The sequence below is a fragment of the Variovorax sp. KBS0712 genome (assembly GCF_006323185.2).
GTDB classification, from domain to species: Bacteria; Pseudomonadota; Gammaproteobacteria; order Burkholderiales; family Burkholderiaceae_C; genus Variovorax; species Variovorax boronicumulans.
The window spans coordinates 1,677,538-1,702,964 of the sequence record NZ_VCCD02000001.1 but is presented as its reverse complement, the minus strand read 5'-3'; the positions used below and the strand labels follow the sequence as shown (position 1 = coordinate 1,702,964).

Below are 25,427 nucleotides of genomic sequence, written 5' to 3'. Positions count from 1 at the left end.
CCAGCTGAAAAGGAGACATGAAGCATGAGCGTGGAAAACAACAAGGGCCGCATCGCGATCGTCACGGGCGCCGGGTCGGGCATCGGCCGCGCGGCCGCGCTGGCCTTGCTGGCTGACGGCTGGAGCGTGGCCCTTGCGGGGCGCCGCCTCGAGCCGCTGGAGCAAGTGGCGGAAGAATCGGGCGCGGGTGCGCGCGCCTTCGCGGTGCCGACCGACGTGGCCAATGCCGATTCGGTGCAGGCGCTGTTCGGCGCCACGGTCGAGCGCTTCGGGCGCGTCGACCTGCTTTTCAACAACGCCGGCGTGGGCAACCCGCCGGGACCGTTCGAGGACTGGACGCCCGAGCAGTGGAAGGGCGTGGTGGACATCAACCTCACCGGCATGTTCTTCTGCATCCAGCAGGCCTTCCGCACGATGAAGGCGCAGACGCCGCGGGGCGGTCGCATCATCAACAACGGTTCGATCTCGGCGACAACGCCGCGGCCGAATTCCGCGGCTTACACCTCGACCAAGCACGCGGTCGAAGGCCTGACCAAGACCGCGTCGCTCGATGGTCGCAAGTACGACATCGCGGTGGGGCAGGTGGACGTGGGCAATGCCATGACCGAGCTGGCCGCGCGCATGGCCACCGGCGTGCCGCAGGCCAGCGGCGAGCTAGCGATTGAGCCGCTGATCGACGTCAAGATCGTCGGCCAGTCGGTGCTCTACATGGCGAACCTGCCGCTGGAAGCCAACGTGCTCTTCCACACGATCATGGCCACGAAGATGCCCTTCGTCGGGCGCGGCTGAGTCCTGCGCTCAGCTAGGCGCGCGGCGGGCCAGCGAGCCCGCCGTAAGCGGGGCCGCATCGGCCGGCCACAGGTCGGCGATGCGGCCGTGCTGCCAGACGGCTTCGCATGCCGCCTCGAATGCGGGGCGGCGCATCGCGAGCGCCGCGCCGATCATGCCGGCGAGCACATCGCCGGTGCCTGCGGTGGCAAGGCGGGCATTGCCGGTCGGGTTGATGACCGGCGGCCCGTCGCTCGCGTCGGCAATCACTGTTCCAGATCCCTTGAGCACCGTCACCGCGCCGAAGCGCGACGCCAGCGCGCGGGCCGCGGCCAGGCGGTTGGCTTGCACGCCACCCGTCGTGTCGCCGAGCAGGCGCGCGGCTTCCAACGGGTGCGGCGTGAGCACGGAGGGAGCGCCGGCCTGGCCTCGCGCGATCAGTTGCGCCTGAAGTGACGGATCGGTGGCGATGGCGTTGAGCGCGTCGGCGTCGAGCACCAGCGCGGCGGCCGTCGACAGCACGCGCGGCAGCAGCTCGCGCACGGCATCGCCGCCACCGCAGCCGCACACGACCGTCATGCCGGCGAGGTCCAGGGCATGGGCGTCGCGCAGCATCAGCTCGGGCTGCGAGGTGTCGACCGGCGCTGCGCGGGGATCGAGCAGTCCGACGAACACGCGTCCTGCGCCGGCATGGAGCGCGGCCGAGCCGGCCAGCAGCGCGGCACCAGCCATGCCCGAGGCGCCGCCGATCACCGCGACATCGCCGTAGCTGCCTTTGTGCGAGGCGTGGGTGCGCGGCTGGATATCGGGCGTGCTTGCGAGGCGGGCCGTCGGTCGCTCCTGGATGAAAGCGCGGCAGCCCAGATCGTCGAACCACACCGTGCCGGCTGCGTCGCGGCCTTGCGCCGTGAACAAGCCGGGTTTCAGCGTGAGGAAGGTGAGGGTGGTGCGGACCGATGCCGGTGCTTGATCTGTGTTGGAGGCCAGCATGCCGGTGTCGGCGTCGAGGCCCGAGGGCACGTCGATGCTGAGCACCGGCGAGGCGCTCGCGTGCATCCGCGCAAGCCATTCGGCCATCGTGCCCGAGGGCGGGCGGGTTGATCCGATGCCGAGCAGCGCATCCATCGCCAGCTCGAAGCTTGATGGCGGCGCCGAGGCGAAGGTGACGCCCGCATCGCGCGCACGCTGCAGCGACGCCTTGGCATCCGCTGGCAGCCGGCCTTCATCGCCCACGAAGGTGACGACCGGAGAGAAGCCGCGATGCCGCAGTTGCGCCGCGGCTTCGAAGCCGTCGCCGCCGTTGTTCCCGGGGCCGCAGGCGATCCAGATCGTTCGCGCGTGTGGCGCGAGCGCCATTGCGAGCCGCGCCGCGGCGAGGCCGGCGCGCTGCATCAGCGTGTGAGGGGGCAGGGCGGAGGCGGCCGCCTGCTCGATGCGGCGCGTGGCGGCGATGTCGAACAGGTCGGCGGCGCTGGCGGACGTGATGCGATGCATCGAGCCATTGTGCCGCCGACGCCGCGCCTCCTATCATCGACCGATGACGCTCAAGACCTTCGGCTGGTTGCTGCTTCTGCTGCTGGCGTGCCTGGCCGGCTTCGTTGGCGCGGCCGCAGCGATGATCGCCGGCGCGGCCTGGGCGGTCGGCCTGCTGATCGTGGTGTGGGGGCTGTTCCTGCTGGCCGAGGTGTTGCGCCGGGTGCCGCTGCGCGACATCGCGTGGGCCCTGGGCGTGGGCTATGGCATCGGCGTGATCCGGTGGCTCGACGTGCCGGTCGAGGCAGGGTCCGGCACGCAGTGGCTGATGTTGAGCCTGGACCTGCTGGTGCTGGTGTTCTTCGGGCTGATCGCGCCGGCGATCCTGGGGTTGATCGCCCAACGCTGGGCGCCCCGGCCCGAACTGCCGGTGGAAAAACCGGCCACCCCCGAGCAACTGCGCCGCTGGGGTCCTAAAGACTGAGCCGCTCGATCCCCAGGCCTTCGAGGTCGATGCCGGGGTCTTGCCCACCGATCAGGTCGCCGAGCACGCGCGCGCTGCCGCACGACAGCGCCCAGCCGCTCGAGCCGTGGCCCAGGTTGAGCCACACACCGGGAATGCCGCTGGCACCCAGCACCGGTGGGCCGTCGGGCAGCATCGGGCGGGCGCCTTTCCATTGCTGGATGCCCGACTGCAGCGTGGCTGCGCCGGGAAACCAGTCGTGCAGCACCTTGTAGAGCGTCTGGATCGCGGCCGGGCTCATGGCGTCGGGCGAGCCGCCGATCTCGGCGCTGCCGGCCACGCGCACGCGCTGGCCCAGGCGGGAGATCGCGACCTTGTAGCGTTCGTCCATCACCGCGCTGCGTGGTGCGTTGAGCGGCTCGCGCACCGGGGCGCTGACCGAGTGACCGTAGACCGGCGCCAGCGGAATGCGCAATCCCAGCGGACGCAGCAGCGCGGCGGACGACAGGCCGGCGCACACCACGATGGCGTCGAACTGCAATGCGTCCGAGCCGCTGGCCAGCGTCAGCGAGGTGGGCGTGGCGCGGCTCAGGGGGGCGATGTCGCAGTTGAAGTGGAACTGCGCGCCCAAAGCCTCCGCTTCCCACTTGAGCAGCAGCGCGAACTGGCGGCAGTTCGCGACCTCGTCTTCTGGCAGGTGGATCGCGCCTGCCAGCGGGGTGTCGGGGTTGAGCGCGGGCTCGATCAGGCGGGCCTCGTCGGCGTCGATCTCGCGGAACACGCTACCGGCCGAACGCAGCACCTCGAGTCCGGGCTGCACCAGTTTTTTCTCGCGCTTGGAGCGCAGCAGCACCAGGTAGCCATCGCTGCGTTCATAGTTCAGCTCGCGCGCTTCGGTCACCGCGTGCAGCCGGGTGCGGCTGTAGAAAGCCAGCCGCTGCATGCGGGCGCGGTTGGCCAGGTAGGTCTCGAGCTTGCAGGCCTTCTGCCAGCGCGACATCCAGCTGAGGTCGCGCGAACTCAGCGGCCAGCGCAGCTTGATGGCGCCGTGCGAAGACAGCAGCGAGCGCAGCACCTTGCCGCGCATACCCGGTGCGGCCCACGGCGTGACATAACCCGGCGCGACCACGCCGGCGTTGGCGAAGCTGGCCTCTTCGGCGGCGGCGCCGCGGCGCTCGAACACGCTCACTTCATGGCCGTCGGAAACCAGTTCCCAGGCGGTGGTGACGCCGACGATGCCGGCGCCCACGATCGCGATTTTCATTGAAATGTTCTAGATAAAAGAAGCGGCTGACGCCCGTGAGGCGGGCGGTGCCAGCGGTTATTTCTGCAGCGTGCGTTCGGCCTGGAGGGCCACCGCGAGCACGGCGTCGTCGTGCATCGCGCCGTGCCACAGCATCAGGCCGACCGGCAGTTCGCCGGCGACGTGGCAGGGCAGCGAAATGGCGCAGCCGTCGAGCATGTTGACGATCGACGGGTTGCGCAGCAGCAGCGCGTTGACGCGGAAGAATTCGTCGTCGCGCTCGGCGCCCGGTGCCACGCTGGCGATGGACGGCGCCGTGATCGGCACGGTCGGCGACACCACGGCGTCGAACGGTGCCAGCGCCTTCTCGACACGGGCGATCCAGTCGCGGCGGGCGCGGACCAGGTCGATGTACTCGTGCGCCTTCATGCCCGCGCCGCGCAGGATGCGCTGCGCCACGCGCGGGTCGTAGCCGGCGCCGCTGCGCTCCAGCAGCAGCCGGTGCCAGGCGTACGACTCGGCCGCCGAGAAGCCGCCGGTGGCGTTGATGGCCTGCAGGTCGGCCAGCTCGGGCAGTTCGATCTCGTGGATATGAGCGCCCGTGGCGCGCAGGGTCGCGAGGGTGCGCTCGAAGGCCGTGGCCACGGTGGGCTCGAGGTCGTCGAGGAAGACGTTCTTCACGACGGCCAGCCGGTAGGCCGACAGCGGCGCCGAGCCGGGCGTCACCTGCCGCGCCGAGAGAATTTCGTGCGCGGTGACGGCGTCGCGCACCGAGCGGGTCATGGCGCAGACGGTGTCGAGCGTGGTCGACAGGGGCAGTGCGCCGTCGGCCGGCGTGAGGCGGGCGGTGTTCTTGAAGCCGACGATGCCATTCAGTGCCGCCGGGATGCGGATCGAGCCGCCGGTGTCGGAGCCCAGGCCGATGAAGGCCGCACCGCTCGCCACCGAGATCGCCGCGCCGGAGGACGAGCCGCCCGGAATGCGCGGCGTGGCAGCGTCACTCACGTTGGCCGGCGTGCCGTGGTGCGGGTTGACGCCGACGCCGGAAAAGGCGAACTCCGTCATGTTGGTGCGCCCGGTCAGCACGCCGCCGGCGGCGCGCAGTCGGGCCACGGCGAGCGAATCGGCTGGGGCGGCCGGTGCGTGCGAGAGCACGGCCGAGCCGGCGGGTGTCGGCTGGCCGGCGACGTCGAACAGGTCCTTGCTGGTGAAGGCAAGCCCGGCGAGGCGGCTTTCGGGCGCCGATGCGGCGGCGGCCGCGCGGGCCTCGTCGAACATCGTGCGGGTGAAAACGTGGGCGCAGGCGGGAGATTCGGAGAGGGCGATGGCGCGCTCCATTTCGGTGCGCGCATCGGAACCGCCAGCCAGAAGGGTGAGACGGGTGGCGTGAAGGTCGTTCATGGCGTCGAGGGTACCTTGGAACGGCTCGGTTCGAGGGAGGAGGGGGTGGCCGCCGTGCTATACTCTTTGGGTTTCGCTGGTTATGCGACAGTTTTGTCGCCGCCAGTCAAGCACATCCGCAAACCGGCCCAATCAAGGTGTTGCGACCCCGTCGAAGGGGCGCAAAACGGGCTGGATTTTAGACCCAACCTTTGGAGTAAATTCAATGTCGACCACCATGCGCGAAATGCTGGAAGCCGGTGTCCACTTCGGTCACCAAACCCGCTTCTGGAACCCCAAGATGGCTCCGTTCATCTTCGGTCACCGCAACAAGATTCACATCATCAACCTGGAAAAGTCGCTCCCGATGTTCCAGGACGCGATGAAGTACGCCAAGCAACTCACGGCCAACCGCGGCACGATCCTGATGGTCGGCACGAAGCGCCAGGCCCGTGAAATCGTCGCTGCAGAAGCCCGCCGCGCCGGCGTGCCTTTCGTCGACACCCGCTGGCTCGGCGGCATGCTGACCAACTTCAAGACCGTCAAGACCTCGATCAAGCGTCTGAAGGACATGAAGGCCCAGCAAGAAGCCGGCCTCGACAGTCTGAGCAAGAAAGAACAGCTCACGTTCTCGCGCGAAATCGCGAAGCTCGAGAAGGACATCGGCGGCATTCAGGACATGGCTGCGCTGCCCGACGCCATCTTCGTGATCGACGTGGGCTTCCACAAGATCGCCGTGGCCGAAGCCAAGAAGCTCGGCATCCCGCTGATCGGCGTGGTCGACTCCAACCACTCGCCCGAAGGCATCGACTACGTGATTCCTGGCAACGACGACTCGTCGAAGGCCGTCACGCTGTACGCCCGTGGCATCGCCGACGCGATCATCGAAGGCCGCAACAGCGCCGGTGGTGACGTGGTCAAGGCCGTTGCCGAAGGCAGCGGCGACGAATTCGTCGAAGTCGAAGAAGGCGCTTCGGCCTGATAGGCGCGTTCGCGAGCCTGAAGAAGGGGCTTTGGTGCCCCTTTTTTTTAACCTGATTTTTGGATTTACGGAGATACACAAATGGCTGCAATCACCGCAAGCATGGTCGGCGAACTGCGCGCGAAGACCGATGCGCCCATGATGGAATGCAAGAAGGCTCTGACGGAGGCCGACGGCAACATGGAAAAGGCCGAAGAGCTGCTGCGCATCAAGCTCGGCAACAAGGCTGGCAAGGCATCGGGCCGCATCACTGCTGAAGGCGTGGTCACGGCTTTCGTCGACGGCGCTGCCGGCGGCATGATCGAAATCAACTGCGAAACCGACTTCGTCACCAAGAACGACAGCTTCCTGGCCATGGCCAATGCTGCCGCGATGCTGGTCGCCAAGAACAATCCCGCAGACATCGCCGCGCTGGGCGCGCTGGCCTACGAGCAGGACGGCTTCGGCCCTACGCTCGAAGACGTGCGCAAAGGCCTGATCGGCAAGATCGGCGAGAACATGAGCTTCCGCCGCTTCAAGCACTTCACGGGCAACGGCAAGCTGGCGTCGTACCTGCACGGCACGCGCATCGGCGTGATGGTCGAATTCGAAGGTGACGACACCTCGGCCAAGGACGTCGCGATGCACATCGCCGCCATGAAGCCGGTCGCCATCCAGGCATCGGATGTGCCTGCCGAGCTGATCGAAAAAGAGCGCGCCGTGGCCGCTGGCAAGGCTGAAGAAGACCGCAAGACGGCCGAAGCCGAAGGCAAGAAGCCGCAGCCGGCCGACATCGTTGCCAAGCGCATCGAAGGCGGCGTGCAGAAGTACCTCAAGGAAGTCTCGCTGCACAACCAGCCGTTCGTGAAGAACGACAAGCAGACCGTCGAGCAGATGCTCAAGGCCGCCGACACCACGATCAAGGGCTTCACCCTGTACGTGGTCGGCGAAGGCATCGAGAAGAAGGTCGACGACTTCGCAGCCGAAGTGGCTGCCCAGGTCGCTGCTGCCAAGGCTGCCGCCTGATCCGGCAGGCCTCCAAGCGGCGGTGCGCGACAGCGTGCCGCCGCTTTTTCACCGCCACGTTTTACACTCGCCCCCGCCAACCCTCTAAGGAAAATGCCCATGTCTGATGCCCGCCCAGCCCACAAGCGAATCTTGTTGAAGCTGTCGGGTGAGGCACTGATGGGCGATGACGCCTTCGGCATCAACCGCGCCACTATCGTGCGCATGGTCGAAGAAGTGGCCGAGGTCGTGAACATGGGCGTCCAGGTGGCGGTCGTGATCGGCGGCGGCAACATCTTCCGCGGCGTCGCGGGAGGCTCCGTCGGCATGGACCGCGCCACGGCCGACTACATGGGCATGCTGGCCACCGTCATGAACTCGCTGGCCCTGGCCGACGCGATGAACAAGCAGGGCCTCGTGGCCCGCGTGATGTCCGCCATCGCCATCGAGCAGGTGGTCGAGCCCTATGTGCGCCCCAAGGCCCTGCAGTACCTCGAAGAGGGCAAGGTCGTGGTGTTTGCGGCCGGTACCGGCAACCCCTTCTTCACGACCGACACGGCCGCCGCGCTGCGCGGTGCCGAGATCGGCGCCGAGCTGGTGCTCAAGGCGACCAAGGTGGACGGCGTCTACACCGCCGATCCCAAGACCCACCCCGAAGCCACGCGCTACGCCTCGCTCACCTTCGACGAGGCGATTGCGCAGAATCTCGGCATCATGGACGCCACGGCCTTCGCGCTGTGCCGCGACCAGAAGCTGCCGATCAAGGTGTTCTCGATCTTCAAGAACGGCGCCCTCAAGCGCGTCGTGATGGGCGAGGACGAGGGCACGCTGGTGCATGCCTAGGAGTAAATGAGATGACCATTGCAGACATTCGCAGTGCGACCGACGCGAAGATGAACCAGTCGCTCGCCGCCTTCCAGAACAACCTCACCAAGATCCGCACGGGCCGCGCCAACTCGGCACTGCTCGACTCGATCCACGTCGAGTACTACGGCTCGCAGGTGCCGCTGAGCCAGGTGGCGAACGTGTCGGTGCTCGACTCGCGCACCATCAGCGTCCAGCCCTGGGAAAAGGGCATGGGCGCCAAGATCGAGAAGGCCATCCGCGAAAGCGACCTGGGCCTGAACCCGGCATCGATGGGCGACCTGATCCGCGTGCCGCTGCCCGCCATGAGCGAAGAGCGCCGCAAGGAAATGACCAAGCTGGTCCGCAACGAAGGCGAAAGCGCCAAGATCGCGACGCGCAACCTGCGCCGCGACGCGAACGAAGCCGTCAAGAAGCTCGTGAAGGACAAGCTGGCCTCGGAAGACGATCAGAAGCGCGCCGAAGGCGACATCCAGAAGGTCACCGACAAGCACATCGCGGAAATCGACCGTCTGGTCGCCGCGAAAGAAGCGGAGATCATGGCCGTTTGAGGCTCCGCATGGCCTCCTCGCCGCAGACGACGCCCCCTCCGCACCACGTTGCCATCGTCATGGATGGCAATGGCCGGTGGGCCACCAAGCGCTTCCTGCCCCGCGTGGCGGGGCACAAGCAGGGCGTGGAGTCGCTGCGGCGCTGCGTCAAGGCCTGCGCCGACCGTGGCGTGGGCGTGCTCACCGTGTTCGCGTTCTCCTCGGAGAACTGGAACCGTCCCCCTGAAGAAGTCTCCGGCCTGATGCAGCTGATGGTCGGGGCACTCGCACGCGAAGTGCCGCGCCTCAACGCCGATGGCGTGCGGCTGCATTTCGTGGGTGAACGCGCCGGCCTGTCCGACAAGATGGTGGCCGGCCTGGTGTCGGCCGAGCAGACCACGGCCCACAACACGCGTCTGATTCTCAACATCTGCTTCAATTACGGCGGGCGCTGGGACATCGCCCGCGCCGCGGCCAAGCTCGCCGAGCAGGGCCTGCCCATGACCGAGATGAACCTCGATCGCGCCATGGCGCTGGCCCACGTGCCCGACCCCGACCTGTTCATCCGCACGGGTGGCGAGCAGCGGCTGTCGAATTTCCTGCTTTGGCAGAGTGCCTACGCCGAGCTGTTCTTCAGCGACAAGCTCTGGCCCGAGTTCGACGAAGCCGCACTGGACGAGGCCATTGCCGCGTTCCAGGGCCGCGAGCGTCGCTTCGGCCAGACCTCGGCGCAGGTCTCGGCTTCCGCGGCCTGACAACGGCCCGACACCACCTTCCGCATGCTCAAACAACGCATCCTCACGGCGATCGTGCTGCTCGCGATCCTGCTGCCGGCGCTGTTCTACCGAAACCACATTCCCTTCGCCTGCGTGATGCTGGTGCTGATCGGCGCCGCCGCGTGGGAGTGGGGGCGCCTGAACGGCTACGGGCAGGGTATGTCGCTGTTCCTGGGCGCCGAGATGGTGGCGCTGTGCGGGCTGTCGTGGTGGCTGGGGCTGCTGGAGCAGCGCCTGTTCCTCATGTGGTCCCTGGCCAGTGCGGCCTGGGTGCTCGGCGGCGCGGCGCTGCTGCGCGTCGCGGTGCCCGGCTGGCCGCGCATTCCGCGCGGACTGCGGCTGGTGGGCGGCCTGCTGGCGCTGTGGGTCGCATGGCTCGCGGCGGTGCAGGCGCGCATGGTCGGCATCAACTTCCTGCTGTCGATCCTGGTGCTGGTCTGGGTGGCGGACGTGTTCGCCTATTTCGCCGGCCGCGCCTTCGGCCTGAAGTTCACGCGCGCCAAGCTGGCGCCCGCCATCAGCCCCGGCAAGAGCTGGGAAGGTGTCTGGGGCGGCATGGCCGGCGTCATCGTGCTGGCGTTCGCCTGGGTCTGGGCCGACAAGAGCCTGGGCGCCACGGTGCCCAGCTTCTACACCCGCCTGCATGAGCGCGGCTGGTGGCTGCTGCTGATCGGGGCGGTGTTCCTGGCGGCGATGAGCGTCGTCGGCGACCTCGTCGAATCGTTGATCAAGCGCAGCGCCGGCGCCAAGGACAGCAGCCGGCTGCTGCCCGGCCACGGCGGCGTGCTCGACCGCGTGGATGCCCTCTTGCCGGCACTTCCCATTGCCATGATGCTGGCTTTCCTGTGAACACTCCCAAACAACGTGTCACGGTGCTTGGCTCGACCGGTTCGGTCGGTGTCAGCACGCTCGACGTCATTGCCCGTCACCCCGAATGCTTCGAGGTGTTTGCGCTCTCGGCGGCCACCAAGGCCGACGAGCTGCTGGCCCAATGCGCGCGCTTCTCGCCGCGCTTCGCCGTCATGGCGAGTGCGCCGCATGCCGCGCTGCTGGCTGAAAAGCTCAAGCAGAACAATCTGCCGACCCGCGTCCTGATGGGCGACGATGCTCTCGAAAGAATAGCGTCGGACGACGAAGTCGATGCCGTGATGGCCGCCATCGTCGGTGCCGCCGGCCTGGCACCCTGCCTGGCTGCTGCGCGCGCCGGCAAGCGCCTGCTGCTGGCCAACAAAGGAAGCCCTGGTCGTCGGCGGCGAGCTGTTCATGCGCACGGTGCAGGAGGGCGGCGCCACGCTGCTGCCCATCGACAGCGAGCATTCGGCCATTTTCCAGTCGCTGCCCGAAGACCCGTCCACCTGGGCGCGGCGCATCGACAAGATCATCCTGACCGCCTCGGGCGGCCCGTTCCGCACCCGGGCACCCGACACGCTGGGCGCCGTGACGCCCGAGCAGGCCTGCGCGCACCCGAACTGGGTCATGGGCCGCAAGATCTCGGTCGACTCGGCCACGATGATGAACAAGGCGCTCGAGGTGATCGAGGCGCGACACCTGTTCGGCGTGTCGCCGGAGCAGATCGAGGTCGTCATCCACCCGCAGAGCGTGGTCCATTCGATGGTGCAGTTCACCGACGCCTCGGTCATCGCGCAGCTCGGCACGCCCGACATGCGGGTGCCGATCGCGGTCGGGCTGGCCTGGCCGGAGCGCATCGAAAGCGGGGCGGCACGGCTCGATTTCCGCCAGATGGGCTCGCTGACCTTCGACGCGCCCGATCCTGCGCTGTTCCCCGGCCTGGGCCTGGCGTGGCAGGCCTTGCGCGCTGCGTCGGGCACCACGGCGGTGCTGAACGCGGCCAACGAGGTGGCGGTGGCCGCCTTTCTCGACCGGCGCCTGCGTTTCGATCGCATTCATGCGGTCAACCTGGAAACTTTGGAGGCGGTCATGCCCTCCAAGCCGGCATCGCTGGCCGACCTGCTGGCGCTCGACGCCAGCGCCCGCGAGGCGGCCAATGCCGCCGCGGCACGTTTCGCGGCCTGATTCCCTACAGCGCAGAGGACCCTGATGCTCACCGTCATAGCTTTTTTGTGGTCGCTCTCGGCGTCCTCATCGCGGTCCACGAATACGGCCACTACCGCGTGGCCGTGGCCTGCGGCGTCAAGGTGGAGCGCTTCTCGGTCGGCTTCGGCAAGGCCCTCCTGCGCTGGCAGCCCAAGCGGCAGCATCCGGGGCAGCAGACCGAGTTCGTGATCGGCGCCTTTCCCTTCGGCGGCTACGTCAAGATGCTCGACGAGCGCGAAGGCCCCGTGGCGCCCGACGAGCGGCACCGCGCCTTCAACACCCAGCCGCTGCGCTCGCGCGCGGCCATCGTGGCCGCCGGCCCGATCGCCAACCTGCTGCTGGCGGTCGTTCTGTACACGGCGGTCAACTGGATCGGCGTCGACGAGCCCGTGGCCAAGCTGGCCCGGCCGGTGGCGGCGTCGCTGGCCGAGTCGGCCGGCCTGCGCGGCGGCGAACACATCACCCAGGCCGGTTTCGACGGCGACCTGTCGCCGGTCCAGTCCTTCGAAGACCTGCGCTGGCGCATGACGCGCGGCGCGCTCGATGGCCGCGACCTCACGCTCGAAGTGGCGGGCGAGGGTGGTCGGCCCGGCCGTCAACTGGTCCTGCCGCTGAGCCGCATGGAGGCCAAGGACGCCGATCCGCAGATGTTCCGCAAGATCGGCGTGGTCGCACCGCTGACCCGCCCCGAGATCGGTGAGGTCGTGGCGGGCAGCGCGGCCGAGCGTTCGGGCCTTCGCCACGGCGACCTGGTCCTGACCGTCGGCGACACCCCCATCCTCGACGGGCAGCAGCTGCGCGAAGTCATCCGGGCCTCGGTCGACGCCTCCGGGCAGGCGCGCACGCAGACCTGGCAGCTCCAGCGCGGCGGCCAGCCGCTCTCGCTCGAGGTCAAGCCGGAAGTGCGCGAAGAGGGCGCCGCCAAGGTCGCGCGCATCGGCGCCTACGTCGGCGCGCCGCCCGAGATGGTCACGGTGCGCCAGGGCGTCATCGACGGCGTCTGGCGTGGCGTGGTGCGCACCTGGGAGGTGTCCGCGCTCACAGTTCGCATGATGGGCAAGATGCTGATCGGCGAGGCCTCGATCAAGAACCTGAGCGGTCCCTTAACAATTGCTGATTACGCCGGCAAGTCCGCCAGCCTCGGTCTGACGCAGTACCTGGTCTTTCTCGCTCTCATCAGCGTGAGCCTCGGGGTGCTCAACCTGATGCCGTTGCCGGTCCTCGATGGGGGGCACCTGATGTATTATCTTTGGGAGGGCCTGACCGGGAAAAGCGTCTCCGACGCCTGGATGGAACGGCTGCAGCGTGGCGGTGTCGCCTTGCTGCTGGTGATGATGTCGGTCGCACTCTTCAACGACGTCACGCGGCTCTTTGGTTAACTTTCTGCCGGCCCTTTCCGTGCCGGCCCAATTCACAGATGAACACAAACTTCAGTCGCTTTCGCCTGCGTAGCGTTGCCGCGGTGGTGGCCAGCACGCTGGCGGCCACGGCCGCTTGGGCCGTCGAGCCTTTCACGGTGCGCGATATCCGCGTCGAAGGCTTGCAACGCGTCGAGGCCGGCACGATCTTCGGGTCGCTGCCCCTGCGTGTGGGCGACACCTACAGCGACGAACGCGGCTCGGCCGCGATCCGTGCGCTGTTCGACCTGGGGTTGTTCAAGGACGTGCGCATCGACGTCAACGGCAACGTGCTGGTGGTGATCGTCGAAGAGCGGCCCACCATCGCCGACGTCGACTTCGTCGGCGCCAAGGAATTCGACAAGGCGGCGCTGCAGAAGGCGCTGCGTGAAATCGGGCTGGCCGACGGTCGCCCGTACGACAAGGCCCTGGCCGACCGCGCCGAGCAGGAGCTCAAGCGCCAGTACGTGAGCCGCAGCCTCTACAACGCGAACGTCGTGACCACCGTCACGCCCATCGAGCGCAACCGCGTGAACCTGACGTTCACCGTGACCGAAGGCGAGTCCGCCCGGATCCGCGAAGTGCACGTGGTCGGCAACAAGGCCTTCAGCGAATCGACGCTGCTGAGCCTGTTCGACCAGGACAGCGGCGGCTTCATGAGCTGGTACACCAAGTCGAACCAGTACTCGCGCGCCAAGCTCAACGCCGACCTCGAGACGCTGAAGAGCTACTACATCACCCGCGGCTACCTCGAGTTCCGCATCGATTCGACCCAGGTCGCCATTTCGCCGGACCGCAAGGACCTGAGCGTCACGGTGAACATCACCGAAGGCGAGAAGTTCGTGGTGGCGGGCATCAAGCTCGACGGCAACTACCTGGGCCGCGACGACGAGTTCAAGTCGCTCATCACGATCAAGCCCGGCGAGCCCTACAACGGCGAGCAGGTCACGGAGACCACCAAGGCCTTCAGCGACTACTTCGGCACCTTCGGCTACGCCTTCGCCCGCGTGCAGGCGCGTCCGGACATCGACCGCGTGAACAACCGCGTCACGCTCACGCTGCAGGCCGAGCCTTCGCGCCGCGTGTACGTGCGCCGCGTGTCGGTCGGCGGCAACAACAAGACGCGCGACGAAGTGATCCGCCGCGAGTTCCGCCAGTTCGAAGCCTCGTGGTACGACGGCGACAAGATCAAGGTCTCGCGCGACCGCGTGGACCGCCTGGGCTTCTTCACCGAAGTGAACGTCGAGACCCAGGAAGTGCCGGGCTCGCCCGACCAGGTCGACCTGACCGTCAACGTGGCCGAAAAGCCCACCGGCACGCTGCAGCTGGGCGCCGGCTACTCGAGCGCGGAAAAGGTCGCGCTGACCTTCGGCATCTCGCAGGAAAACGTGTTCGGCTCGGGCAACTTCCTGGGCGTGCAGGTCAACACCAGCAAGTACAACCGCACGCTGTCGCTGACCACCACCGACCCGTACTTCACGAAGGACGGCATCTCGCGCACGATCAGCGTCTACCACACGACGACGCGTCCGTACTCCACGAACGAAGACGGCGACTACAAGCTGGTGAACCAGGGCGCCTCGATCCGTTTCGGCGTGCCGTTCAGCGAACTCGACACCGTCTTCTTCGGTGTCGGCCTGGAGCGCTACGCGTTCGACCCGAACCGCTCGGCGCTCGCCGGCCTCACCACGCCGCAGTCGTACCTGAACTACTTCCACTGCGGCAAGGACGCGACCGGCTGGTTCGTCACCAGCTGCGACCAGAAGAGTGTCTGGGGCATCCCGCTGACCGTGGGCTGGGGCCGCGACAGCCGCGACAGCGCGCTGGTCCCGACCACCGGCCGCCTGCAGCGCGCCAACCTCGAGTTGGGCGTGGGCGGCGACATGAAGTACCTGAAGACAAGCTACCAGTACCAGCAGTTCTTCGCGATCAACAAGCAGTACACCTTCGCCATCAACGGCGAAGTGGGTTATGCCAAGGCCTTCGGTGGCAAGGTCTACCCGATCTTCAAGAACTTCTACGCCGGTGGCCTGGGTTCGATCCGCGGTTTCGAGCAGAACTCGCTGGGCCCGCGCGACCAGCCGCTGCTCGGCCAGACCGAAGGCGCGGCACTGGGCGGTACCAAGAAGGCCATCTTCAACGCCGAGCTGAGCACGCCGTTCCCCGGCGCCGGCAACGACCGCACGCTGCGCCTGTACGGCTTCTTCGACGTCGGCAACGTGTTCGGTTCCCGCGCACCCAACGTGACGGACGAACAGTGGAAGGCCCAGAAGAAGCTGCGCGCCTCGGTCGGCCTGGGCATCAGCTGGATCTCGCCGCTGGGCCCGCTGCGCCTGGCCTACGCCTTCCCCGTCAAGTCCCAGAAGGAAGTGACGGATCCGAGCACCGGGTTCGTCGTGATCCCGAAGGATAGAATTCAGCGCCTCCAATTCCAGATCGGAACGTCTTTCTAAATGAAGCATTTGATTCGCGCCGCCGCCGGCGCGTTCCTGATTCCCGCTTTTGCCCTCGTGGCTGCGCCCGCGCAGGCCCAGGAAAGCTTTCGCATCGGTTTCGTGAACCCCGACCGTGTGCTGCGTGAAGCGCAGCCGGCCAAGACCGCGCAAGCCAAGCTCGAGGCTGAATTCCTCAAGCGCGAAAAGGACCTGACCGTGCAGGGCGATGCGCTGAAGACGGCCTCGGAGAAGTTCGAGCGCGAGGCACCGACCCTGTCGGAAAGCCAGCGCGTCTCGCGCCAGCGTTCGCTGGTCGACCAGGACCGCGACTTCCAGCGCAAGCGCCGCGAGTTCCAGGAAGACCTGAATGCGCGCAAGAACGAAGAGCTCCAGCAGGTCTACGAGCGCGCCAACCGCGTGGTCAAGCAGGTCGCCGAAGCTGAAAAGTACGACGCCATCCTCCAGGAAGCGATCTACATCAACCCGAAGCACGACATCACCGACAAGGTGATCAAGGCGCTCAACGCGTCGGTCGGCTCCTCTGCGCCTGCGGCCGGCAAGTAACGCCGCGAACCGGCGTGTCGCTGCAGCTCGGAGCCATCGTTGACGCCCTCGGGGGCGAGCTTCATGGAGATTCCACGCTGTCCATCGAGCGGCTCGCGCCGCTTCAGAATGCACAGCCCGATGCGCTCAGCTTCCTGAGCCATCCCAAATACCAGCAGGAACTGGCCGCCTCCAAGGCGGCCTGTGTCATCGTGTCGCCCGCCATGCGCGAGGCCGCCGCGGCGCGTGGCGCCTACATCGTCACGTCCGATCCGTACTACTACTTTGCGCGCCTGACGCAGCTGTGGAAAGCGCACCATGCGCGCCCGGAAGCCGATCGCATCCATCCCTCCGCCGTGATCCATCCCGAAGCTCAGGTCGACGCCACCGCGCGCATTGGCGCGCTGTGCGTGGTGGAGCGGGGCGCGCGCATCGGCGCGGGCACCGTGCTGAAGTCGCGTGTCACGGTCAGTGAAGACTGCACCATCGGCGAGCGCTGCCTGCTGCACCCCGGCGTGGTGATCGGGGCCGACGGCTTCGGCCTCGCGCCGCACCAGGGCGCCTGGGTCAAGATCGAGCAGCTGGGCGCGGTGCGCATCGGCAACGACGTCGAGATCGGTGCCAACACCTGCATCGACCGCGGCGCGCTCGACGACACCGTGATCGAAGACGGCGTGAAGCTCGACAACCTGATCCAGATCGGCCACAACGTGCGCGTCGGCAAGCACACCGCCATGGCGGGCTGCGTCGGCGTGGCCGGCAGCGCCACCATCGGCGCGAATTGCACCTTCGGCGGCGGCGCCATCGTGCTGGGTCACCTCACGGTGGCCGACGGCGTGCACGTGTCGGCCGCCACCGTGGTGACGCGTTCCATCCGCAAGCCGGGCCAGTACACCGGCATGTTTCCGATCGATGACAATGCGAACTGGGAAAAGAATGCGGCAACACTCAAGCAGTTGCACAGCCTGCGCGAACGACTGAAGGCGCTGGAAAAAGCCCCCTCGAAACAATGACGACGATGCAGGAACAGAACACCATGACGGACACGACGCTCGATATCCACCAAATTCTCAAGTTGCTGCCGCATCGCTACCCGTTTCTCCTGGTGGACCGGGTGTTGAGCATGGAAAAGGGCAAGCGCATCACGGCCCTCAAGAACGTGACGATGAACGAGCCTTTCTTCAACGGCCACTTCCCGCACCGTCCGGTGATGCCGGGCGTGCTGATGCTCGAAGCCATGGCGCAGGCCGCGGCGCTGCTGTCGTTCCGCTCGCTGGACATCGTGCCCGACGACAACACGGTCTACTACTTTGCGGCCATCGACGGCGCGCGCTTCAAGCGCCCCGTGGAGCCGGGCGACCAGCTCACGCTGGAAGTCGAGATCGAGCGCATGAAGGCCGGCATCTCGAAGTTCAAGGGCCGTGCGCTCGTGGGCAGCGAACTGGCGTGCGAAGCCTCGCTGATGTGCGCCATGCGCCAGATCAACAGCTGATCCGGCTCATCGTCTCTTGCAAGGCATGACCCAGGTTCATTCGACCGCGATCGTCGACCCGAAGGCCCAGCTCGACGCCTCGGTGTCGGTCGGTCCCTACACCGTGATCGGCCCGCACGTGCGGATCGGCGCGGGCACCACCATCGGCGCGCACTGCGTGATCGAAGGGCGCACCACCATCGGGCGCGACAACAGGATCTTCCAGTTCTCGTCGCTCGGCGCGATCCCCCAAGACAAGAAGTACGCGGGCGAGCCGACCGAGCTGACCATCGGCGACCGCAACGTGATCCGCGAGTTCTGCACCTTCAACCTCGGCGTGCCCGGGGCAGGGGGCATCACGCGTGTCGGCAACGACAACTGGATCATGGCGTACACGCACATCGCGCACGACTGCCGGGTCGACAACCACACGACGCTGTCCAACAACACCACGCTGGCCGGGCACGTGCATCTGGCCGACTGGGTCACGATCGGCGGGCTGACGGGCATCCATCAGTTCGTTTCGGTGGGTGCGCACGCCATGGTCGGTTTCGCGAGCGCGATCTCGCAGGACGTGCCGCCGTTCATGCTGGTCGACGGCAATCCGCTGGCCGTGCGCGGCTTCAACATCGTGGGCCTGCGCCGGCGCGATTTCTCGGCGCAGCGGCTCGCGGCGGTCAAGCAGATGCACCGCCTGCTGTACCGCCAGGGCAAGACGCTCGAAGAGGCGCGCGCCGCCATCGCCGAGCTCGCGGCGGAAATGCCCGAGGCCGCCGGCGATGTCGCGCTGATGGAGGCCTTCCTCGCTCATTCAACGCGCGGCATCGCGCGCTGACATGGGCGCGATGAGCACGAACGAACAGCGCCGCTTCGCGCTGGTCGCGGGCGAAGCGTCCGGCGACCTGCTCGCGGGCTTGCTGCTCGACGGCCTCGAAGCCCGCTGGCCTGCCTTGCAGACCGTCGGCATCGGCGGTCCGCGCATGCTGGCCCATGGCTTCCAGAGCTGGTGGCCGCAGGAAAAGCTGGCGGTGCGCGGCTACATCGAGGTGCTTCGGCACTACGCCGAGATCGCCGGCATCCGTCGCCAGCTCAAGGCCCGGCTGCTGCGCGAGCGCCCCGAGCTGTTCATCGGCGTCGACGCGCCCGATTTCAACCTCGACCTCGAAGCCGGCCTGCGCAGCGACGGCATCAAGACCGTTCACTTCGTCTGCCCCTCGATCTGGGCCTGGCGTGCCGACCGCATCGACAAGATCCGCGCCGCCGCCGACCACGTGCTGTGCATCTTCCCGTTCGAGCCCGAACTGCTCGAAAAGCAGGGCGTGGCCGCGAGCTATGTGGGCCATCCGATTGCCAACGTGATCCCGATGACGCCCGACCGCGCCGCCGCCCGCGCTGCGCTGGGGCTGGACCCCGAGGCGCAGGTCGTCGCGCTGCTGCCCGGCAGCCGCCGCTCCGAGATCCGCTACCTCGCGACCCGCTTCTTCGCGGCCGCGGCGCTGATGCAGAAGGCCAAGCCGAAGCTGCAGTTCATCGCGCCGATCCTGCCGGGGTTGCGCGCCGAGGTCGAAAGCTTGCTGCAGGCCGCCGGCATGGCCGGGCGGGTGAAACTCCTCGACGGCCAGTCGCACGCCGCGCTCGCGGCCTGCGACGTCACGCTGATCGCCAGCGGCACGGCCACGCTTGAGGCGGCGCTGTTCAAGCGGCCGATGGTCATCGCGTACAACATGAACGGGCTCTCGTGGCGCCTCATGCAGCGCAAGCAGCTGCAGCCCTGGGTCGGGCTGCCGAACATCCTGTGCCGCGAGTTCGTGGTGCCCGAACTGCTGCAGGAAGCCGCCTCGCCCGAGGCCCTGGCCAACGCCACGCTCGAATGGCTCGACGCGCCCGCGAAGACGCAGGCGCTGCAACAAAGATTTTCAGCGCTGCATGTGCAATTGCAGCGCGACACGCCCACACTGTGCGCCGATGCGATCCAGAAAGTTCTTGAAGGCTGAGCAGGCCCCGCTGGTGTGGGACGCGCCCGGCCTGATGGCGGGCGTCGACGAGGCAGGGCGCGGGCCGCTGGCCGGCCCCGTGGTGGCTGCGGCCGTGATCCTCGACGACCTGCGCCCGATCCGTGGCCTGGCCGACTCCAAGACGCTCACGGCCCTGCAGCGCGAACGCCTGCACGACCAGATCCTGGCCAAGGCGCTGTGCTGCTCGATCGCCCAGGCCTCGGTCGAGGAGATCGACAGCCTCAACATCCTGCAGGCCACCATGCTCGCGATGCGTCGCGCGGTCGAAGGCCTGCGGCTGAAACCGGTCAAGGTGCTGGTGGACGGCAACCGGCTGCCCCGGCTCGACGTGCTGGCCGAAGCCATCGTTAAGGGCGATGCGCGGGTCAAGGCGATCTCGGCCGCGTCCATCCTGGCCAAGGTGCACCGCGACCGGCTCTGCACGCAACTGCACGACGAATTTCCGCACTACGGCTTCGCCGGCCACAAGGGCTACGGCACGCGCGAGCACCTCGAGGCACTCCAGCGTCACGGCGCCTGCGTGCATCACCGCCGCTCGTTCAGCCCGGTGGCAGCGGCGCTGGCGCGCACGGCCGCCGCAACTTCAGGCGTCGACGTCTTGGCCGGCGAGGTTTCGGTCGCCCACGTGATCGGCGCCGCCGAGAACCATGGCGCGCGCCTCGATCCGCGCGCCGCCCCCTGAGCCCGCCATGACCACCGACACCGGCCCGAGCCACATCAGCTCGCGCGACAACCCCTTGCTCAAGGATTTGCGCAAGCTCGCGCAGGACCCGGGCGCCTACCGCAAGCTCGGCCGGCTCTGGCTCGAGGGCGATCACCTGTGTCGCGCGGCGCTGGCCCGCGGCGTCCGGCCGGCGGTGGCGGTGTTTTCGGAAGCGTTCTGGCCCTCTGCACCCGCCGAATGGGTACAGAGCGCTATCAAAACGGTAGTGGTCGCCGACGACCTGCTGCGCGCAGTGAGCGGCCTGGAGTCACCCGCGCCGATGGGTTTCGTGCTTGACCTGCCACCGCGGCCCGAAATCCTCCCCGACGCCCCGAGCGTGGTGCTCGACCGCCTGCAGGACGCCGGCAATGCCGGCTCCATCCTGCGCAGCGCGGCGGCTTTCGGCTTCACCCAGGTGATCGCGCTCAAGGGCACGGCCGCCCTGTGGGCGCCGAAGGTGCTGCGCGCCGGCATGGGGGCCCACTTCGGCCTGCGGCTGGTCGAAGGCGTGGACATCGACGCGCTCGATGCGCTGCGGGTGCCGCTGGTGGCCACCAGTTCGCACCGGGGCGAATGGCTGCACAAGGCCGATCTGCCGCACCCCTGCGCCTGGCTGATGGGCCACGAGGGGCAGGGCGTTTCGGCCGCGCTGGAGGCCCGGGCCGCCCACCACATCCGCATCGCGCAGCCGGGCGGTGAAGAGTCGCTCAACGTGGCGGCGGCGGCCGCCATCTGCCTGCACGCGAGCGGAGCAGCCCTGCAGGCCAGATAACACACCCAGTCCGGGCTACAATCGGGGGCTTACTCGCAAATCAGCGTCGCCCGGCCGCCTTCAACGCCAAAATCCCCTTAAGCAGCAGTCCGCAGGCAACGCGCCTGGGGCTCCGGGCGACCGTAACCATCCGGAGAACCCAGTGCTTTTGTCTCTCAAGGGAAGTTTCCCGCCCGCCATCCTGGCGCTCGCAGACGGCACGGTCTTTCTCGGCAACTCGATCGGAGCCGCCGGCTCCACGACCGGTGAAGTGGTGTTCAACACCGCGATGACCGGTTACCAGGAAATCCTCACCGACCCCAGCTACTGCCAGCAGATCGTCACCCTGACGTATCCGCACATCGGCAACTATGGTGTCAACGGCGAGGACATCGAAGCCGACAAGATCCATGCCGCGGGCCTGATCATCAAGGACCTGCCCCTCGTCGCGTCCAACTTCCGCAAGACCGCCACGCTGACCGAGTACCTCGTGTCCGGCAACACGGTGGCCATCGCGAACATCGACACCCGCAAGCTCACGCGCCACCTGCGCACCCACGGCGCGCAGAACGGCTGCATCCTGGGCTTGGCCGCGGGCGAGACCGTGACGCAGGCGCTGATCGACAAGGCCATCGCCGCCGCCAAGGCCGCGCCGAGCATGGCCGGCCTCGACCTCGCCAAGGTGGTGTCGGTCAAGCAGACCTACGAATGGACTGAAACCGAGTGGAAGCTCGGCGCGGGCTACGGCGTGCAGATCACGCCGCAGTTCCACGTGGTCGCGTTCGACTACGGCGTCAAGAAGAACATCCTGCGCATGATCGCGCAGCGTGGCGCGCGCATCACCGTGGTGCCGGCGCAGACGCCCGCGGCCGATGTGCTCAAGCTCAAGCCCGATGGCATCTTCCTGGCCAACGGCCCCGGCGACCCGGAACCTTGCGACTACGCCATCAGCGCGGTCAAGGAACTGATCGAGACCGGCATTCCCACCTTCGGCATCTGCCTGGGCCACCAGATCATGGCGCTCGCCTCGGGCGCCAAGACCTTCAAGATGAAGTTCGGCCACCACGGCGCGAACCATCCGGTGAAGGACCTGGACAACGGCCGCGTGAGCATCACCAGCCAGAACCACGGCTTCGCGGTCGACGAGAAGTCGCTGCCGGCCAACCTGCGTCCCACCCACATCAGCCTGTTCGACAACACGCTGCAGGGCCTGGCGCGCACCGACAAGCCCGCGTTCTGCTTCCAGGGCCACCCCGAAGCCTCGCCGGGCCCGCACGACATCGGCTACCTGTTCGATCGCTTCACGGCACTCATGGAAAAGCACAAGACGGAGAACAAGAATGCCTAAGCGCACCGACCTCAAATCGATCCTCATCATCGGCGCCGGCCCGATCATCATCGGCCAGGCCTGCGAGTTCGACTACTCCGGCGTGCAAGCCTGCAAGGCGCTGCGCGAAGAGGGCTACAAGGTCATCCTGATCAACAGCAACCCCGCGACGATCATGACCGACCCGGCCACGGCCGACGTCACCTACATCGAGCCCATCACCTGGCAGACGGTTGAAAAAATCATCGCCAAGGAACGCCCCGACGCGATCCTGCCGACCATGGGCGGCCAGACCGCGCTGAACTGCGCGCTCGACCTGTGGCGCAACGGCGTGCTCGACAAGTACACCGGCACGGCCACGAACCGCCCGATCGAGCTGATCGGCGCCACGCCCGAAGCCATCGACAAGGCCGAAGACCGCCTGAAGTTCAAGGACGCGATGACCAAGATCGGCCTGGGCTCGGCGCGTTCGGGCATCGCCCACACGCTCGACGAGGCGTGGGCCGTGCAGAAGACGGTCGGCTTCCCGGTCGTCATCCGCCCCAGCTTCACGCTGGGCGGCACCGGCGGCGGCATCGCCTACAACCCGGAAGAGTTCGAGACCATCTGCAAGCGCGGCATCGAGGCCTCGCCGACCAACGAGCTGCTGATCGAAGAGTCGCTGCTCGGCTGGAAAGAGTACGAGATGGAAGTCGTGCGCGACAAGGCCGACAACTGCATCATCGTCTGCTCGATCGAAAACCTCGACCCGATGGGCGTGCACACCGGTGACTCGATCACCGTGGCCCCCGCGCAGACGCTGTCCGACAAGGAATACCAGATCCTGCGCAACGCCTCGCTGGCCGTGCTGCGCGAGATCGGCGTGGACACCGGCGGCTCGAACGTGCAGTTCTCCATCAACCCGAAGGACGGCCGCATGGTCGTCATCGAGATGAACCCGCGCGTCTCGCGTTCCTCGGCACTGGCCTCCAAGGCCACGGGCTTCCCGATCGCCAAGGTCGCGGCCAAGCTGGCTGTGGGCTACACGCTCGACGAGCTGCGCAACGAGATCACCGGCGGCGCCACGCCCGCGTCGTTCGAACCGTCGATCGACTACGTGGTCACCAAGATCCCGCGTTTCGCCTTCGAGAAATTCCCGCAGGCCGACTCGCGCCTCACGACGCAGATGAAGTCGGTGGGCGAGGTGATGGCCATGGGGCGCACCTTCCAGGAATCGTTCCAGAAGGCCCTGCGCGGCCTCGAAGTGGGCGTCGACGGCCTGAACGAGAAGACGCAGGACCGCGAAGTGCTCGAGAAGGAACTGGGCGAGCCTGGTCCCGAGCGCATCTGGTACGTGGGCGACGCCTTCGCCATGGGCCTGAGCGTTGATGAAGTGTTCGCGCTGACCAAGATCGACCCGTGGTTCCTGGTGCAGATCGAAGAGATCGTGAAGATCGAACTCGAACTGGAAACCAAGTCGCTCGACGACATCGACAAGGACACGCTGCTTGCGCTCAAGAAGAAGGGCTTCTCCGACCGTCGCCTGGCCAAGCAGCTCAAGACCACCGACACGGCCATCCGCGAGAAGCGCCGCGCCCTGGGCGTGCGCCCGGTCTACAAACGCGTGGACACCTGCGCGGCCGAGTTCGCGACCAACACGGCCTACATGTACTCGACCTATGAAGACGAGTGCGAAGCCGACCCGACCGACAAGAAGAAGATCATGGTGCTCGGCGGCGGTCCCAACCGCATCGGCCAGGGCATCGAGTTCGACTACTGCTGCGTGCATGCCGCGCTCGCCATGCGCGAAGACGGCTACGAGACCATCATGGTCAACTGCAACCCCGAGACCGTGTCGACCGACTACGACACCTCCGACCGCCTGTACTTCGAACCGCTGACGCTCGAAGACGTGCTGGAGATCGTCGACAAGGAGAAGCCGCTCGGCGTGATCGTGCAGTACGGCGGCCAGACGCCGTTGAAGCTTGCGCTCGACCTCGAAGCCAACGGTGTGCCGATCATCGGCACCTCGCCCGACATGATCGACGCGGCCGAAGACCGCGAGCGCTTCCAGAAGCTGCTGCACGAGCTGGGCTTGCGCCAGCCGCCGAACGCCACCGCGCGCACCGAACCCGAAGCGCTCGAAAAGGCCGCGGCCCTGGGCTACCCGCTGGTGGTGCGCCCGAGCTACGTGCTCGGCGGCCGCGCGATGGAAATCGTGCACGAGCAGCGCGACCTCGAGCGCTACATGCGCGAGGCTGTGAAGGTCAGCAACGACTCGCCGGTGCTGCTCGACCGCTTCCTGAACGACGCCGTCGAATGCGACGTCGACTGCATCCGCGACGCCGAAGGCGGCACGCTGATCGGCGGCGTGATGGAGCACATCGAACAGGCCGGCGTGCACTCGGGCGACTCCGCCTGCTCGCTGCCGCCCTACAGCCTGAACGCCGACACGGTGGCCGAGCTGAAGCGCCAGAGCGCCGCCATGGCCGCCGCGCTGAACGTGGTCGGCCTGATGAACGTGCAGTTCGCCATCCAGCAGAAGGATGGCAAGGACGTCATCTACGTGCTCGAAGTGAACCCGCGTGCGTCGCGCACCGTGCCCTACGTGAGCAAGGCCACGGGCATCCAGCTGGCCAAGGTGGCGGCACGCTGCATGGCCGGGCAGTCGCTCGCGTCGCAGGGTGTGACCAAGGAAGTGACGCCGCCGTACTTCAGCGTGAAGGAAGCCGTGTTCCCGTTCGTCAAGTTCCCGGGCGTGGACACCATCCTCGGCCCCGAGATGAAGTCGACCGGCGAAGTCATGGGCGTGGGCAAGACCTTCGGCGAAGCCTTCGTGAAGTCCCAGCTGGGCGCGGGCACGCTGTTGCCCAAGTCGGGCAAGGCCTTCATCTCGGTGAAGAACAACGACAAGGCACGTGCCGTCGAAGTGGCGCGCGGCCTGGCCAAGCTGGGCTTCGAGCTGGTCGCCACCAAGGGCACCGCCGCGGCCATCAGCGCTGCCGGCATCGCCTGCGAGACGGTCAACAAGGTGACCGAAGGCCGCCCGCACATCGTGGACATGATCAAGAACAACGAGATTGCCTTGGTCATCAACACGGTGGAAGAGCGCCGCAACGCGATCACCGACTCGCGCCAGATCCGCACCTCGGCACTGCTGGCACGCGTGACGACCTTCACCACAATCTTCGGCGCCGAAGCCGCGGTCGAAGGCATGGGCTTCATGGACGAGCTGGGCGTGATCTCGGTGCAGGAGATGCACGCGCAGCTGGCCGCCGCCTGACCGGC

General features: G+C 67.3%; 21 protein-coding genes and 2 pseudogenes. 20 read left to right on the top strand and 3 right to left on the bottom strand.

Annotated features, from left to right (window positions below; genetic code table 11):
* The first annotated feature begins 24 nt into the window (after nucleotides 1-24).
* Entirely contained in the window at nucleotides 25-789 is a 765-nt protein-coding gene (locus FFI97_RS07795; protein ID WP_101493008.1) for an SDR family oxidoreductase, read from the top strand.
* A gap of 9 nt (nucleotides 790-798) precedes the next feature.
* On the opposite strand, the gene FFI97_RS07790 is transcribed toward FFI97_RS07795, so the two are convergent.
* Complete coding sequence (locus tag FFI97_RS07790; protein WP_139704632.1) at nucleotides 799-2,262, bottom strand: NAD(P)H-hydrate dehydratase; 1,464 nt, start codon at nucleotides 2,260-2,262, stop codon at nucleotides 799-801.
* A gap of 43 nt (nucleotides 2,263-2,305) precedes the next feature.
* Here FFI97_RS07790 and FFI97_RS07785 point away from each other — a divergent pair, with 43 nt between their 5' ends.
* Nucleotides 2,306-2,725: a hypothetical protein gene (locus FFI97_RS07785; protein WP_139704631.1), complete on the top strand. Its 420-nt coding sequence runs from the start codon at nucleotides 2,306-2,308 to the stop codon at nucleotides 2,723-2,725.
* Here the strand turns inward: FFI97_RS07785 and FFI97_RS07780 are convergent.
* A complete protein-coding gene (locus FFI97_RS07780) occupies nucleotides 2,715-3,968 on the bottom strand; it encodes a D-amino acid dehydrogenase (RefSeq protein ID WP_139704629.1) in 1,254 nt (417 codons plus the stop codon). The genes FFI97_RS07785 and FFI97_RS07780 overlap by 11 nt on opposite strands.
* Before the next feature lie 57 nt (nucleotides 3,969-4,025).
* Nucleotides 4,026-5,348, bottom strand: coding sequence for an amidase (locus FFI97_RS07775; protein ID WP_139704627.1), 1,323 nt, complete (start codon nucleotides 5,346-5,348; stop codon nucleotides 4,026-4,028).
* 205 nt (nucleotides 5,349-5,553) lie between these two features.
* Between FFI97_RS07775 and rpsB the strand changes: the two genes are divergently transcribed.
* The 18 genes and pseudogenes from rpsB (at nucleotide 5,554) to carB (ending at nucleotide 25,422) form a co-directional block, all read left to right on the top strand.
* Nucleotides 5,554-6,309, top strand: coding sequence for a 30S ribosomal protein S2 (gene rpsB / locus FFI97_RS07770; RefSeq protein ID WP_062471618.1), 756 nt, complete (start codon nucleotides 5,554-5,556; stop codon nucleotides 6,307-6,309).
* Between the two features lie 81 nt (nucleotides 6,310-6,390).
* Entirely contained in the window at nucleotides 6,391-7,314 is a 924-nt protein-coding gene (gene tsf, locus FFI97_RS07765; protein WP_139704625.1) for a translation elongation factor Ts, read from the top strand.
* A 99-nt stretch (nucleotides 7,315-7,413) separates the two neighbouring features.
* Nucleotides 7,414-8,136 carry a UMP kinase gene (gene pyrH / locus FFI97_RS07760; RefSeq protein ID WP_095947731.1) on the top strand — a complete coding sequence of 241 codons (723 nt, stop codon included), beginning with the start codon at nucleotides 7,414-7,416 and terminating at the stop codon, nucleotides 8,134-8,136.
* 11 nt (nucleotides 8,137-8,147) lie between these two features.
* Complete coding sequence (gene frr, locus FFI97_RS07755; RefSeq protein WP_062471609.1) at nucleotides 8,148-8,708, top strand: ribosome recycling factor; 561 nt, start codon at nucleotides 8,148-8,150, stop codon at nucleotides 8,706-8,708.
* An 8-nt stretch (nucleotides 8,709-8,716) separates the two neighbouring features.
* Nucleotides 8,717-9,442 (top strand): polyprenyl diphosphate synthase, encoded by a 726-nt coding sequence (gene uppS, locus FFI97_RS07750; protein WP_062471606.1) that lies wholly within the window; start codon nucleotides 8,717-8,719, stop codon nucleotides 9,440-9,442.
* 24 nt (nucleotides 9,443-9,466) lie between these two features.
* The gene (locus tag FFI97_RS07745; protein ID WP_139704623.1) at nucleotides 9,467-10,312 is read left to right on the top strand and encodes a phosphatidate cytidylyltransferase; all 846 of its coding nucleotides are present in this window, start codon (nucleotides 9,467-9,469) and stop codon (nucleotides 10,310-10,312) included.
* Nucleotides 10,309-11,497: pseudogene (ispC, locus tag FFI97_RS07740) on the top strand (1-deoxy-D-xylulose-5-phosphate reductoisomerase). The gene FFI97_RS07745 and the pseudogene ispC overlap by 4 nt, the downstream one beginning before the upstream one ends.
* Before the next feature lie 21 nt (nucleotides 11,498-11,518).
* A pseudogene (gene rseP / locus FFI97_RS07735) lies at nucleotides 11,519-12,897 on the top strand (RIP metalloprotease RseP).
* A 38-nt stretch (nucleotides 12,898-12,935) separates the two neighbouring features.
* On the top strand, nucleotides 12,936-15,368 hold the full coding sequence (gene bamA / locus FFI97_RS07730) for an outer membrane protein assembly factor BamA (RefSeq protein ID WP_062471595.1): 2,433 nt from the start codon (nucleotides 12,936-12,938) through the stop codon (nucleotides 15,366-15,368).
* Nucleotides 15,369-15,914: an OmpH family outer membrane protein gene (locus FFI97_RS07725; RefSeq protein ID WP_062471593.1), complete on the top strand. Its 546-nt coding sequence runs from the start codon at nucleotides 15,369-15,371 to the stop codon at nucleotides 15,912-15,914.
* Between the two features lie 14 nt (nucleotides 15,915-15,928).
* Entirely contained in the window at nucleotides 15,929-16,906 is a 978-nt protein-coding gene (lpxD, locus tag FFI97_RS07720; RefSeq protein WP_139704617.1) for a UDP-3-O-(3-hydroxymyristoyl)glucosamine N-acyltransferase, read from the top strand.
* Between the two features lie 23 nt (nucleotides 16,907-16,929).
* Nucleotides 16,930-17,385 (top strand): 3-hydroxyacyl-ACP dehydratase FabZ, encoded by a 456-nt coding sequence (fabZ, locus tag FFI97_RS07715; RefSeq protein ID WP_056582588.1) that lies wholly within the window; start codon nucleotides 16,930-16,932, stop codon nucleotides 17,383-17,385.
* A 25-nt stretch (nucleotides 17,386-17,410) separates the two neighbouring features.
* Nucleotides 17,411-18,199 carry an acyl-ACP--UDP-N-acetylglucosamine O-acyltransferase gene (lpxA, locus tag FFI97_RS07710; RefSeq protein WP_095745191.1) on the top strand — a complete coding sequence of 263 codons (789 nt, stop codon included), beginning with the start codon at nucleotides 17,411-17,413 and terminating at the stop codon, nucleotides 18,197-18,199.
* A 10-nt stretch (nucleotides 18,200-18,209) separates the two neighbouring features.
* Nucleotides 18,210-19,358: a lipid-A-disaccharide synthase gene (gene lpxB / locus FFI97_RS07705; protein ID WP_139704615.1), complete on the top strand. Its 1,149-nt coding sequence runs from the start codon at nucleotides 18,210-18,212 to the stop codon at nucleotides 19,356-19,358.
* Nucleotides 19,330-20,061, top strand: a complete 732-nt coding sequence (gene rnhB / locus FFI97_RS07700) for a ribonuclease HII (protein ID WP_260684930.1) — start codon at nucleotides 19,330-19,332, stop codon at nucleotides 20,059-20,061. The genes lpxB and rnhB overlap by 29 nt, the downstream gene beginning before the upstream one ends.
* Nucleotides 20,062-20,068: 7 nt before the next feature.
* Nucleotides 20,069-20,854, top strand: coding sequence for a TrmH family RNA methyltransferase (locus FFI97_RS07695; protein ID WP_139704613.1), 786 nt, complete (start codon nucleotides 20,069-20,071; stop codon nucleotides 20,852-20,854).
* A 142-nt stretch (nucleotides 20,855-20,996) separates the two neighbouring features.
* Nucleotides 20,997-22,181: a glutamine-hydrolyzing carbamoyl-phosphate synthase small subunit gene (gene carA, locus FFI97_RS07690; RefSeq protein ID WP_139704612.1), complete on the top strand. Its 1,185-nt coding sequence runs from the start codon at nucleotides 20,997-20,999 to the stop codon at nucleotides 22,179-22,181.
* The gene (gene carB, locus FFI97_RS07685) at nucleotides 22,174-25,422 is read left to right on the top strand and encodes a carbamoyl-phosphate synthase large subunit (protein ID WP_062471576.1); all 3,249 of its coding nucleotides are present in this window, start codon (nucleotides 22,174-22,176) and stop codon (nucleotides 25,420-25,422) included. The genes carA and carB overlap by 8 nt, the downstream gene beginning before the upstream one ends.
* The last annotated feature ends 5 nt before the right edge of the window (nucleotides 25,423-25,427 follow it).

Excerpts from the sequence above, each read along its gene's own strand:
- FFI97_RS07775 (WP_139704627.1), bottom strand. The coding sequence starts at position 5,348 with ATGAACGACCTTCACGCCACCCGTCTCACCCTTCTGGCTGGCGGTTCC.
- rnhB (WP_260684930.1), top strand. The coding sequence starts at position 19,330 with ATGCGATCCAGAAAGTTCTTGAAGGCTGAGCAGGCCCCGCTGGTGTGG.
- FFI97_RS07725 (WP_062471593.1), top strand. The coding sequence starts at position 15,369 with ATGAAGCATTTGATTCGCGCCGCCGCCGGCGCGTTCCTGATTCCCGCT.
- carB (WP_062471576.1), top strand. The coding sequence starts at position 22,174 with ATGCCTAAGCGCACCGACCTCAAATCGATCCTCATCATCGGCGCCGGC.
- FFI97_RS07785 (WP_139704631.1), top strand. The coding sequence starts at position 2,306 with ATGACGCTCAAGACCTTCGGCTGGTTGCTGCTTCTGCTGCTGGCGTGC.
- FFI97_RS07795 (WP_101493008.1), top strand. The coding sequence starts at position 25 with ATGAGCGTGGAAAACAACAAGGGCCGCATCGCGATCGTCACGGGCGCC.
- lpxA (WP_095745191.1), top strand. The coding sequence starts at position 17,411 with ATGACCCAGGTTCATTCGACCGCGATCGTCGACCCGAAGGCCCAGCTC.
- uppS (WP_062471606.1), top strand. The coding sequence starts at position 8,717 with ATGGCCTCCTCGCCGCAGACGACGCCCCCTCCGCACCACGTTGCCATC.
- bamA (WP_062471595.1), top strand. The coding sequence starts at position 12,936 with ATGAACACAAACTTCAGTCGCTTTCGCCTGCGTAGCGTTGCCGCGGTG.
- FFI97_RS07790 (WP_139704632.1), bottom strand. The coding sequence starts at position 2,262 with ATGCATCGCATCACGTCCGCCAGCGCCGCCGACCTGTTCGACATCGCC.
- pyrH (WP_095947731.1), top strand. The coding sequence starts at position 7,414 with ATGTCTGATGCCCGCCCAGCCCACAAGCGAATCTTGTTGAAGCTGTCG.
- frr (WP_062471609.1), top strand. The coding sequence starts at position 8,148 with ATGACCATTGCAGACATTCGCAGTGCGACCGACGCGAAGATGAACCAG.
- fabZ (WP_056582588.1), top strand. The coding sequence starts at position 16,930 with ATGACGGACACGACGCTCGATATCCACCAAATTCTCAAGTTGCTGCCG.
- tsf (WP_139704625.1), top strand. The coding sequence starts at position 6,391 with ATGGCTGCAATCACCGCAAGCATGGTCGGCGAACTGCGCGCGAAGACC.
- FFI97_RS07695 (WP_139704613.1), top strand. The coding sequence starts at position 20,069 with ATGACCACCGACACCGGCCCGAGCCACATCAGCTCGCGCGACAACCCC.
- FFI97_RS07745 (WP_139704623.1), top strand. The coding sequence starts at position 9,467 with ATGCTCAAACAACGCATCCTCACGGCGATCGTGCTGCTCGCGATCCTG.
- FFI97_RS07780 (WP_139704629.1), bottom strand. The coding sequence starts at position 3,968 with ATGAAAATCGCGATCGTGGGCGCCGGCATCGTCGGCGTCACCACCGCC.
- rpsB (WP_062471618.1), top strand. The coding sequence starts at position 5,554 with ATGTCGACCACCATGCGCGAAATGCTGGAAGCCGGTGTCCACTTCGGT.
- lpxB (WP_139704615.1), top strand. The coding sequence starts at position 18,210 with ATGAGCACGAACGAACAGCGCCGCTTCGCGCTGGTCGCGGGCGAAGCG.